6 protein-coding genes and 2 rRNA genes are annotated in these 12,074 nt (G+C 65.0%); 5 read left to right on the top strand and 3 right to left on the bottom strand.

Going from position 1 to position 12,074, the window contains the following annotated elements; translation table 11 throughout:
* Positions 1-12 precede the first annotated feature (12 nt).
* Entirely contained in the window at positions 13-1,443 is a 1,431-nt protein-coding gene (gene argH / locus HQM25_RS10645; RefSeq protein WP_172990206.1) for an argininosuccinate lyase, read from the top strand.
* Between the two features lie 55 nt (positions 1,444-1,498).
* Here the strand turns inward: argH and HQM25_RS10640 are convergent, their stop codons facing one another.
* Both HQM25_RS10640 and HQM25_RS10635 read right to left on the bottom strand, forming a co-directional pair.
* On the bottom strand, positions 1,499-2,092 hold the full coding sequence (locus HQM25_RS10640; protein ID WP_172990205.1) for a hypothetical protein: 594 nt from the start codon (positions 2,090-2,092) through the stop codon (positions 1,499-1,501).
* A gap of 4 nt (positions 2,093-2,096) precedes the next feature.
* On the bottom strand, positions 2,097-2,720 hold the full coding sequence (locus tag HQM25_RS10635) for a DNA-binding protein (RefSeq protein WP_172990204.1): 624 nt from the start codon (positions 2,718-2,720) through the stop codon (positions 2,097-2,099).
* A 111-nt stretch (positions 2,721-2,831) separates the two neighbouring features.
* Here HQM25_RS10635 and tyrS point away from each other — a divergent pair, with 111 nt between their 5' ends.
* Together tyrS and HQM25_RS10625 are read left to right on the top strand one after the other, a co-directional pair.
* Positions 2,832-4,139, top strand: coding sequence for a tyrosine--tRNA ligase (tyrS, locus tag HQM25_RS10630; RefSeq protein ID WP_254359280.1), 1,308 nt, complete (start codon positions 2,832-2,834; stop codon positions 4,137-4,139).
* Positions 4,140-4,154: 15 nt separating this feature from the next.
* A complete protein-coding gene (locus tag HQM25_RS10625; protein ID WP_172990203.1) occupies positions 4,155-4,982 on the top strand; it encodes a DUF4184 family protein in 828 nt (275 codons plus the stop codon).
* A 10-nt stretch (positions 4,983-4,992) separates the two neighbouring features.
* Here HQM25_RS10625 and HQM25_RS10620 read toward each other — a convergent pair whose 3' ends face one another.
* Positions 4,993-6,339, bottom strand: a complete 1,347-nt coding sequence (locus HQM25_RS10620) for a CoA transferase (protein ID WP_254359278.1) — start codon at positions 6,337-6,339, stop codon at positions 4,993-4,995.
* Between the two features lie 615 nt (positions 6,340-6,954).
* On the opposite strand from HQM25_RS10620, the gene HQM25_RS10615 reads away from it, so the two are divergent.
* Both HQM25_RS10615 and HQM25_RS10610 read left to right on the top strand, forming a co-directional pair.
* Positions 6,955-8,478: ribosomal RNA gene (locus tag HQM25_RS10615) — 16S ribosomal RNA — on the top strand.
* Between the two features lie 445 nt (positions 8,479-8,923).
* A 23S ribosomal RNA gene (locus tag HQM25_RS10610) occupies positions 8,924-12,032 on the top strand.
* Together the 16S and 23S rRNA genes form the textbook arrangement of a ribosomal RNA operon.
* Positions 12,033-12,074 lie beyond the last annotated feature (42 nt).

The following is a 12,074-nucleotide window of genomic DNA, read 5'->3' as shown; positions in this document are numbered from 1 at the left end:
TAGGCTGGTGCGGTGAGTGATGCGAAGGCGGAAGGCACCAACGAGGGCGCGCTGTGGGGCGCCCGCTTCGCGACGGGGCCGTCGCCCGAGCTGGTGGAGCTGAGCCGCTCGACCCATTTCGACTGGACGCTGGCCCTCTACGACATCGCGGGCTCCCACGCCCACGCGCGGGCGCTCGCCGACGCGGGCTACCTCACCGGTGACGAGGCGGCGGCCATGCACGCCGGACTCGACGCGCTCGCCGATGCGGTGCGCAGCGGCACGCTCGTCGCCGCCCCCACCGACGAAGACGTGCACGGCGCACTGGAGCAGGCGCTCATCGCGCAGGTCGGTCCCGAGCTCGGCGGCAAGCTGCGGGCCGGTCGCAGTCGCAACGACCAGATCGCGACGCTCGTGCGCATGTACCTGATCGACCACGCCCGCATCATCGCCCGCGAGGTGCTGCGACTCATCGACGCGCTCGTGGCCCAGGCCGAGGCGCACCCCGACGCGATCATGCCCGGTCGCACCCACCTGCAGCATGCGCAGCCGGTGCTGCTGGCCCACCATCTCCAGGCGCACGCCTGGCCCCTCGTGCGCGACCTCGAGCGCCTGCGCGACTGGTCCGCCCGTGCCGCGGTCTCGCCCTACGGCGGCGGCGCTCTGGCGGGCTCCACTCTCGGCCTCGACCCGCAGCTCGTCGCCCGCGAACTCGGCCTCGCCCGGCCCGCGGAGAATTCGCTCGACGGCACGTCGGCGCGCGACGTGGTCGCGGAGTTCGCCTTCATCGCCGCGATGATCGGGGTGGACCTGTCGCGGTTCGCCGAGGAGATCATCCTGTGGAACACGCGGGAGTTCGGCTTCGTCACCCTCGACGACGGCTACTCGACCGGGTCGAGCATCATGCCGCAGAAGAAGAACCCCGACATCGCCGAGCTCGCGCGAGGAAAGTCGGGCCGGCTCATCGGCAACCTCTCCGGGCTCCTCGCGACGCTGAAGGGCCTGCCGCTCGCGTACAACCGCGACCTGCAGGAGGACAAGGAGCCGGTCTTCGACTCGGTGCGCACACTCGAAGTCGTGCTGCCCGCCTTCGCCGGGATGGTCGCGACGCTGCGGTTCGACACGGCCCGCATGGCGGCGCTCGCGCCGGAGGGCTTCTCGCTCGCGACCGACGTCGCCGAATGGCTCGTCAAACAAGGCATTCCGTTCCGCGACGCGCACGAGATCTCCGGCGCGCTCGTGCGCGCCTGCGAGGAGTCCGAGATCGGCCTCGAAGACGCCTCCGACGACCTGCTCGCGAGCGTGTCGACGCACCTGACCCCGTCGGTGCGCACGGTGCTCACGATCGAGGGCTCGGTCGCCTCGCGCACCGGAACCGGGGGAACCGCCCCGGTGCGCGTCGCCGAGCAGCGCGCCGAGCTCATCGCGCGCGCGCAGGGCGCGGCCCACGCTCTCGGGCTCTGACGACCCGGCGCGACCGCCCGGTCGGCGCGGTCGGGCGCGTGAAGGGCTTCGGCTGTCAGACGATGGCGAGCCGCACGACTCCGGAGGCGACCGACGCCCACAGGAGGCTCGCGAGGGTGCCGATGATGAAGCGCTCCCGTGCTTCGGCGGCGGCCAGTTCCGAGAAGCGGCCGACGCTCTTCACTGCGACGACGACGGCGATCGCCTCGGGGAAGCCCGCGATCACCGCGAGGGTCACGCCGATGCGCTCGAGATAGCCGATCGTGACGCCGCCGCGCAGCACCTCGCGCACCGGGGCGGCGGTGGTCGCGCCCGGGGGCGCCGGCGCCCGCAGCAGGATGCCCCCGTTCTCGCCGTCGGCCACCCGGCCGTGCGTGGCGATGTCGAGCACGCGCCGCGTCACCGGGTCGCCGCCGAGGATCGCGGCCGCCGCACCCAGCAGCGCGAGCATGAGCCCCACGATGGTCGGCACGTTCAGGGGGAAGACGCTCAGCACGAGCGCGCACAGCACGATCAGCCCGCTCGCGACGGCGAGCGGCACGGTGGCGGGCTTGCGCAGACTCACGATGACGAGCACGAGCACGCCGCACAGCGTGAGGAACAGGAAGATCGACAGCGCGGCGATCAGCAGGGCGTCGGGGAGGACCATGCGGTCAGTCTGGCAGAGGGGTGCGACGCGCTCCTGACGCGACATCGGCGCGTTCGAGCAGCCGGACGAGCGCGGGCACGGCGGCCTCCTCGACCCGCAGCGCGGCGGCCTTCGCGCGCAGGCTGACGGCCGACTCGCTGATCGCGAGCTCCTCGGCGGCGTCGCGCTGCGATCGGCCGGTCGCGAGGAGGTCGTACACCTCCCACCCCTCGGCGGTGCGCCGGTCGCGGATGTCGACGAGGGTGCGCACGAGCGCCTCGGCGTCGGGTGCCTCGTCGCCGTCGGCGCCCACGAGCGCGATCCGGCCCGGAGCGCGCTTGGCCTGCTCGACGGCGGACCGGGCGCGCACGAACGCCGATCCGCGGCCGGCCCGCACGTTGTCGGGGAGGGGCGTCTCGATCTCGCCGACGCCCACCCCGACGCTCCAGGTGCCCGCGCGGGTCAGGTCCAGCACGGTCGCGAGCACCGCCGCGGCGTCTGTCAGCGCGACCTGCACCTCGTCGCCGGCGGTGCGCTCGGGGGCGAGGGCGATCGCGGGCGCACCGGCGCGCCTGATCGCGGCGATGCCCTGGGGCACGAGGTCGGTGCCGCGACGGCTGCCGCGCTGATCCGTGGTGATGACGAACATGAGGAGTGCCTTGAGTCTGTGGACTGATGTACCAAGAGTTTAGCTCAGAAGCTGTATACCCGAAAGGGGGATCGCGACCCGTGGCATCCACCCGCTGATAGCCTGGCACGCGTGTCTACCGCCGTCGTGAGCACGACCGCCCCCGCCAACGACCCGTCGTTCGAGAACGTCTGGGACGAGCTGGTCTGGCGCGGCCTCGTGCATGTGTCCACCGATCAGGAGGCGCTGCGCGCCCTTCTCTCCGGCGGCCCGATCACGTACTACTGCGGCTTCGATCCGACCGCGCCGAGCCTGCACCTGGGCAACCTCGTGCAGCTGCTGACGATGCGCCGCATGCAGCTGGCCGGGCACAAGCCCCTCGGACTCGTCGGCGGGTCGACGGGCCTCGTGGGCGACCCCCGCCCGTCGGCCGAGCGCACCCTCAACACGCGCGAGACGGTCGCCGAGTGGGTGGGGTACCTCCGCTCGCAGGTCGAGCGGTTCCTGAGCTTCGAGGGCGAGAACGCGGCGCGCATCGTCAACAACCTCGACTGGACGGCGCCGATGAGCGCCATCGACTTCCTCCGCGAGATCGGCAAGCACTACCGCGTCGGAACGATGCTGAAGAAGGACGCCGTCGCCGCGCGCCTCAACTCGGAGGCGGGCATCAGCTACACCGAGTTCAGCTACCAGATCCTGCAGGGCATGGACTACCTCGAGCTGTACCGCCAGTACGACTGTGTGCTGCAGACGGGCGGGTCCGACCAGTGGGGCAACCTCACCAGCGGCACGGATCTCATCCATCGCGTCGAGGGCGTCTCGGTGCACGCGATCGGCACGCCGCTGATCACCAACAGCGACGGCACCAAGTTCGGCAAGAGCGAGGGCAATGCGATCTGGCTGGATGCCGCGATGTGCAGCCCGTACCGCATGTACCAGTTCTGGCTCAACACCGACGACAGCGACGTGATATCGCGCCTGAAGGTCTTCACGTTCCTCACGCGCGACGAGATCGAGGAGTACGAGCGGCGCGTGGCAGCGGAGCCCTTCCGCCGCGAGGCGCAGAAGCGCCTGGCTCTGGAGGTGACCGCGTTCGTGCACGGCGCGGCGGCGACGGAGGCGGTCATCGCCGCTTCGGAGGCGCTGTTCGGACAGGGCGATCTGTCCGCGCTCGACGCGGAGACCCTGCGTCACGCGCTCGAGGAGCTTCCGCACGCGACGGTTCCCGCCGGCACCGGCATCCTTCCGGCGCTCGTCGACACGGGCCTCGTGTCGAGCCTGTCGGAGGGCCGCCGGGCGATCGCCCAGGGCGGCGTCTCGCTCGACGGCGTGAAGGTCGGCGACGAGGCGACCGTCGTCTCGGGGTCGCTCCCCGGGGGTGTGTCGGTGCTGCGCCGCGGCAAGAAGACCCTCGCCGGCGTCTTCGTCACCGGTCGCTGAGCGCGCGGGCAGAGCGTGCCGTTCACGCCGAGTCACGCGGTCGTCGCGCTGCCGTTCGTGCGCACGCCGCTCGTGCCGGCGGCCATCGCCGTGGGCGCGATGACGCCGGATCTGCCCCTGTTTGTGCGCGGGCTCCCGCTCTCGTACGGGCGCACGCACGACCTCGGCTGGCTGCCCGCGACGGTGCTGGTCGCGCTCGTGCTGCTGCTCGTCTGGCGGTGCGTGCTGCGCCCGGCCGCGCGGGAGCTGGCGCCGCGGTGGCTGGCGGGGCGGCTGCCCGAGCAATGGGATGCCGGTGCCGCCGCCTCCGCACGCGAGACCCTGTCGATCGACGGATCCGCCGACGGGAGGCGCCGCGGGTCGGCGACAGGTGCGGCGCTGCTGGTGGCATCCCTCCTCATCGGCGTCGTCAGCCACATCGCCTGGGACCTGTTCACCCACGAAGGGCGCGCCGGGGTCGAGGCCCTGCCGCTGCTCGACGAGCAGTGGGGCCCGCTGCTCGGCTACAAGTGGCTGCAGCACGGCTCCAGCGTCGTGGGGCTCGCGATCATCGCGGTGTGGGCGATCCTCTGGCTGCGTGGGCGCCGGCCCGCGGCATCCCTCCCGTGCCTTCTGCCGTCGTGGGCACGATGGTCGTGGTGGCTCTCGCTTCCGCTCGTCCTGCTCGCGGCGTGGCTGTGGGGACTGGCCGTGCTCGGTCCGCTGGATGCCGTGTTCACCGTCGCCCATCTGGCCTATCGTGTGCTCCCGCCCGCGTGCGCGGCGTGGGGTCTCGGCACCCTCGCCCTGTGCATCGGCGTGCAGGTCGCCCGCGCGCGCGGAACAGTGCCGGCTGAGCGCTGATCGCCCCCGCTCAGGCGCTGCGGTCGGCCCAGCCCGCGGCGTCCTGCCCCCAGGGCCGTGGGGGAGCGAAGGTCGTCGGCCCGCCCGCGTACGCCAGGGCGGGCGCCGTGGTGGTGAGGGCGAGGCCATCGACGACGAAGTGCTGCAGGTGCGAGGTCGGGTCGGGAGCGTCACCGGGATCGGGCGCGGAGGTGCGCGGCAGGTGGAGCAGCTCGGCGGCCACGCGGCGCAGCGACGTGTCGGCGATCCACGAACCGCCTTCGTGCGCGCGCCGGGCGATCAGGGAGACGACCGCGGCGGCGAGCAGGTAGCCCGCGCTGTGGTCGAGCGCCTGGGCGGGGAGCGCGCCCGGGATCGCCCCGTCGCGCGACTCGAGCCACGAGATGCCGCTGGCGGCCTGCACGATGCTGTCGAACCCGCGGCGGTCCGCGGCATCCGCGCCCCACGCCGACAGACGGGCCACGATGATGCCGGGGCGACGGCGCGCGAGCGTCTCCGGCGCGAGACCGATGCGGTCCATCCCCGCCGGCCGGTAGCCCAGCACCACGACGTCGGCGGTGCGCAGCAGCGCGTCGAACGCGGGGGAGCGCGCGTCGAGCACGCAGGAGCGCTTCGCGTGTCCGGTGTCCAGGTGCTGCCATCCGATCTCGGGATGATCCGGCGGATCGATGCGCAGGACATCGGCACCGAGCAGGGCCAGCGTGCGGGTGGCGATCGGACCGGCGATCACGCGGGTGAGGTCGAGCACGCGCACCCCCTCGAGCGGGCGCGCCGGCGATGCCGGGGCGAGGGGCGCCGGTGGCCCTCCTCCGAGTCGGGCGACGCGCAGGATCGGCGCGGCGCGAAGGCCGGCGTCGTGCGCGGGGACTTCGGCGAGCACCGGGGTGCAGATGCCGCCCGCATCCGACACGGTGCGTGACAGCTTCACGGCGTCCGCCGCGGAGAACGCACGCGCGGCGGACTCGGCGCTCGCGTCGTCGGCGAGGCCCAGCGCGTCGCGCAGCGCGCGGGCGTGCCAGGGGTAGTTCGCGTGCGTGCGCACCCACCCGTCGGAGGTGCGGAAGAATCCCGAGAGTGCCGCGAAGGCGTCGGGCCGGCTGCCGTCGAGACGGAAGTGGCGCTCCGACCCGTAGACGATGGCCACCCGGGTGGGATCGAGGTCGACGGCGGCCGCACCGGCGAGCCGGGCGGCAGTGAGACTCGCCGCCGCCACACTCGCCCACGCGAGCGCACCGACGTCGGTGACGGCGGACAGAGGCACCGGGTGGCGCGGCCCATGCACCAGCGCGAGCTCGGCGCGGTCGCGACCCAGGGCGGCCCACACCGTCTCGAGCATCGCGCGGGCGCTGCGCGTCATCGACTTCTCGTCTCGCCCATGCGTGGACACTACGGCGCGACGGCCCGGCGGACCAGTACCCGCGCGGGTCCCCGCGCCCCGGGAACACCTCGCGACACGCCCGGGATGCCACCTCGATTCGACGGTGCGCCCGATCACGCGTAATGTCTTTCTTGTTCGCCCCAAAGGGAGAGCGGTGAGGCAGAGCCCCGCCCCCTCAAGTGCCGAACACCTCCCACTCATAGAAGACCTGGCGGACTCGCGTCTGTGTGGTCTACCATGAATGGGTTGTCCTCCCCAGGGACCGCGGTCATCGCGTCTCCTCGGACCAGCTGGTCCGGGTGCGTCGATTTGACAGACGGCCTGAGGCGGATAAGATTGTGAAGTTGCCCTGCGGGGAGCGGCTGCCGGTTGGTGGTTGGTCTGCAGGTGTGTCCGATCCTTGAGAACTCAACAGCGTGCACTTGTCAAATGCCAATTTTTTTCCTCGTCCAGTCTTTTTGGCTGGTGAGTGAATTCCTTTGGATCAAAGTCCAATCCTTTTTGGGTTGGCGTATGGATGTCAGTTTGATATTCGTTTTTGGTCAGTTCGAACTCGCTGCATGATCGTTTTCCCGGTTGTGTATGCATTTTTTCTTTATGGAGAGTTTGATCCTGGCTCAGGATGAACGCTGGCGGCGTGCTTAACACATGCAAGTCGAACGGTGAAGCTCAGCTTGCTGGGTGGATCAGTGGCGAACGGGTGAGTAACACGTGAGCAACCTGCCCCTGACTCTGGGATAAGCGCTGGAAACGGCGTCTAATACCGGATATGCACCACGATCGCATGGTCTGTGGTGGGAAAGATTTTTTGGTTGGGGATGGGCTCGCGGCCTATCAGCTTGTTGGTGAGGTAATGGCTCACCAAGGCGTCGACGGGTAGCCGGCCTGAGAGGGTGACCGGCCACACTGGGACTGAGACACGGCCCAGACTCCTACGGGAGGCAGCAGTGGGGAATATTGCACAATGGGCGGAAGCCTGATGCAGCAACGCCGCGTGAGGGATGACGGCCTTCGGGTTGTAAACCTCTTTTAGCAGGGAAGAAGCAATTCGTGACGGTACCTGCAGAAAAAGCGCCGGCTAACTACGTGCCAGCAGCCGCGGTAATACGTAGGGCGCAAGCGTTATCCGGAATTATTGGGCGTAAAGAGCTCGTAGGCGGTTTGTCGCGTCTGCTGTGAAATCCCGAGGCTCAACCTCGGGTCTGCAGTGGGTACGGGCAGACTAGAGTGCGGTAGGGGAGATTGGAATTCCTGGTGTAGCGGTGGAATGCGCAGATATCAGGAGGAACACCGATGGCGAAGGCAGATCTCTGGGCCGTAACTGACGCTGAGGAGCGAAAGGGTGGGGAGCGAACAGGCTTAGATACCCTGGTAGTCCACCCCGTAAACGTTGGGAACTAGTTGTGGGGTCCATTCCACGGATTCCGTGACGCAGCTAACGCATTAAGTTCCCCGCCTGGGGAGTACGGCCGCAAGGCTAAAACTCAAAGGAATTGACGGGGACCCGCACAAGCGGCGGAGCATGCGGATTAATTCGATGCAACGCGAAGAACCTTACCAAGGCTTGACATACACCAGAACGCCGTAGAGATACGGAACTCTTTGGACACTGGTGAACAGGTGGTGCATGGTTGTCGTCAGCTCGTGTCGTGAGATGTTGGGTTAAGTCCCGCAACGAGCGCAACCCTCGTTCTATGTTGCCAGCACGTAATGGTGGGAACTCATGGGATACTGCCGGGGTCAACTCGGAGGAAGGTGGGGATGACGTCAAATCATCATGCCCCTTATGTCTTGGGCTTCACGCATGCTACAATGGCCGGTACAAAGGGCTGCAATACCGTGAGGTGGAGCGAATCCCAAAAAGCCGGTCCCAGTTCGGATTGAGGTCTGCAACTCGACCTCATGAAGTCGGAGTCGCTAGTAATCGCAGATCAGCAACGCTGCGGTGAATACGTTCCCGGGTCTTGTACACACCGCCCGTCAAGTCATGAAAGTCGGTAACACCTGAAGCCGGTGGCCCAACCCTTGTGGAGGGAGCTGTCGAAGGTGGGATCGGTAATTAGGACTAAGTCGTAACAAGGTAGCCGTACCGGAAGGTGCGGCTGGATCACCTCCTTTCTAAGGAGCATCTGGCAGTCATCGCCTTTTGGGGTGGTGGGTGTCCAGGCGCCGGATCAGACCGAATGTGTCTGCCGGTAGCTCATGGGTGGAACATTTGACGAGGCCTCTTCCTGGGGGTTTGGAGTTAGTACGCCATTTCGGTGGTTGGAAGGTTCTGGGCTCTGTTGGGTGGGGCGTGCACGCTGTTGGGTCCTGAGGGACCGGATGCGCATTGTCTTCGGATGGTGTGTTCCTTTCCTCTGGGCCCATTCTTGCTGCCGGTTTTTTTTGCTGGTTGTGGGGGTGGGTACCGCCCGTACTTTGAGAACTACACAGTGGACGCGAGCATCTTCGAACCAGGTCTTCGGGCTTGGTTCGTGAAAGATGATCTTAAAGATCATTAGTCAATTTCTGATTCCGGCCCTTTTGGGGTCGGGTCGGGTTTTTGATTCAACTCATGTGATTTCAAGTCTTTAAGAGCAAACGGTGGATGCCTTGGCATCTGGAGCCGAAGAAGGACGTAGCAATCTGCGATAAGCCTCGGGGAACTGATAAGCAAGTTTTGATCCGAGGGTGTCCGAATGGGGAAACCCCGCCAGGGCGCGTGCGTGCCTGGTGACTCCCGCCTGAATATATAGGGCGGGTAGAGGGAACGTGGGGAAGTGAAACATCTCAGTACCCACAGGAAGAGAAAGCAACCGCGATTCCGTTAGTAGTGGCGAGCGAAACCGGATCAGGCTAAACCCAGTGTGTGTGATATCCGGCAGGAGTTGCATGTTGGGGGTTGTGGGACTTTCCGTACTGTTCTGCCGAGCAGTGGACGTGATGCGTGTGTATAGGTGAACGGTCTTGAAAGGCCGGCCAGAGTGGGTGCCAGCCCCGTAACCGAAATGCGTGACGCAGCGTGGAGAGTATCCCAAGTAGCACGGGGCCCGAGAAATCCCGTGTGAATCTGTCAGGACCACCTGATAAGCCTAAATACTCCCAGATGACCGATAGCGGACAAGTACCGTGAGGGAAAGGTGAAAAGTACCCCGGGAGGGGAGTGAAATAGTACCTGAAACCGTTTGCTTACAAACCGTTGGAGCACCCCTGGTAGGTGTGACAGCGTGCCTTTTGAAGAATGAGCCTGCGAGTTAGCGATACGTGGCGAGGTTAACCCGTGTGGGGTAGCCGTAGCGAAAGCGAGTCTGAATAGGGCGATTCAGTCGCGTGTCCTAGACCCGAAGCGAAGTGATCTATCCATGGCCAGGCTGAAGCGACGGTAAGACGTCGTGGAGGGCCGAACCCACTTAGGTTGAAAACTGAGGGGATGAGCTGTGGATAGGGGTGAAAGGCCAATCAAACTTCGTGATAGCTGGTTCTCTCCGAAATGCATTTAGGTGCAGCGTTGCGTGTTTCTTGCCGGAGGTAGAGCTACTGGATGGCCGATGGGCCCGACCAGGTTACTGACGTCAGCCAAACTCCGAATGCCGGTAAGTGAGAGCGCAGCAGTGAGACTGTGGGGGATAAGCTTCATAGTCGAGAGGGAAACAACCCAGACCACCAACTAAGGTCCCTAAGCGCGTGCTAAGTGGGAAAGGATGTGGAGTTGCTCAGACAACCAGGAGGTTGGCTTAGAAGCAGCCACCCTTGAAAGAGTGCGTAATAGCTCACTGGTCAAGTGATTCCGCGCCGACAATGTAACGGGGCTCAAGCACGCCACCGAAGTTGTGGCATTGACATTATTGGTAGGCCTTCGTGGTCCAGCCGTGTTGATGGGTAGGAGAGCGTCGTGTCGCGAGTGAAGCGGCGGGGTGACCCAGCCGTGGACGCGACACGAGTGAGAATGCAGGCATGAGTAGCGAAAGACGTGTGAGAAACACGTCCTCCGAAAGACCAAGGGTTCCAGGGTCAAGCTAATCTTCCCTGGGTAAGTCGGGACCTAAGGCGAGGCCGACAGGCGTAGTCGATGGACAACGGGTTGATATTCCCGTACCGGCGAAGAACCGCCCCAATCAATCCAGTGGTGCTAAGAGTCCTAGCCGTCATGCAGCGGATCCCTTCGGGGTGAGGCGGTGGTGGTGAACGCTCGACCCCATGCTGGTGCGGTTAGCGTATTAACAGGTGTGACGCAGGAAGGTAGCCCATCCCGGGCGATGGTTGTCCCGGGGCAAGTGCGTAGGCCGAGTCGTAGGCAAATCCGCGACTCATACAGGCTGAGACACGATGCGGATGAAAAGTGGGTGATCCTATGCTGCCAAGAAAAGCATCGACGCGAGGTTCTAGCCGCCCGTACCCCAAACCGACTCAGGTGGTCAGGTAGAGAATACCAAGGAGATCGAGAGAATCGTGGTTAAGGAACTCGGCAAAATGCCCCCGTAACTTCGGGAGAAGGGGGGCCCTCCGCGTATTAGGACTTGCTCCGAAAGCGTGTGGGGGCCGCAGAGACTAGTGGGTAGCGACTGTTTACTAAAAACACAGGTCCGTGCCAAGTCGCAAGACGATGTATACGGACTGACGCCTGCCCGGTGCTGGAAGGTTAAGAGGACGGGTCAGCCGCAAGGCGAAGCTCAGAATTTAAGCCCCAGTAAACGGCGGTGGTAACTATAACCATCCTAAGGTAGCGAAATTCCTTGTCGGGTAAGTTCCGACCTGCACGAATGGCGTAACGACTTCCCAACTGTCTCAACCGCGAACTCGGCGAAATTGCATTACGAGTAAAGATGCTCGTTACGCGCAGCAGGACGGAAAGACCCCGTGACCTTTACTACAGCTTGGTATTGGTGTTCGGTGTGGCTTGTGTAGGATAGGTGGGAGACTGTGAAGCGGACACGCCAGTGTTCGTGGAGTCATTGTTGAAATACCACTCTGGTCACTCTGGATATCTAACTTCGAACCGTGATCCGGTTCAGGGACAGTGCCTGGTGGGTAGTTTAACTGGGGCGGTTGCCTCCCAAAAAGTAACGGAGGCGCCCAAAGGTTCCCTCAACCTGGTTGGCAATCAGGTGGCGAGTGTAAGTGCACAAGGGAGCTTGACTGTGAGACTGACAGGTCGAGCAGGGACGAAAGTCGGGACTAGTGATCCGGCAGTGGCTTGTGGAAGCGCTGTCGCTCAACGGATAAAAGGTACCTCGGGGATAACAGGCTGATCTTGCCCAAGAGTCCATATCGACGGCATGGTTTGGCACCTCGATGTCGGCTCGTCGCATCCTGGGGCTGGAGTAGGTCCCAAGGGTTGGGCTGTTCGCCCATTAAAGCGGTACGCGAGCTGGGTTTAGAACGTCGTGAGACAGTTCGGTCCCTATCCGCTGCGCGCGTAGGAAGTTTGAGAGGATCTGACCCTAGTACGAGAGGACCGGGTTGGACGAACCTCTGGTGTGCCAGTTGTACTGCCAAGTGCACCGCTGGTTAGCTACGTTCGGGATGGATAACCGCTGAAAGCATCTAAGCGGGAAGCCGGCCTCAAGATGAGACTTCCATACCCTACGGGGTGAGAGGCTCCCAGCCAGACTACTGGGTTGATAGGCCAGATGTGGAAGCGCAGCAATGCGTGCAGCTGACTGGTACTAATAAGCCGATGACTTGATAACACACCGTTTATGGTGCTCGCGTCCACTGAGTGGTTCCCGATG

Origin of the sequence: Microbacterium hominis (assembly GCF_013282805.1) — a bacterium.
Classification (GTDB): domain Bacteria; phylum Actinomycetota; class Actinomycetes; order Actinomycetales; family Microbacteriaceae; genus Microbacterium; species Microbacterium hominis_B.
Note: the sequence above shows the minus strand (reverse complement) of the source record. Positions and strands in the feature narration are given on the sequence as shown.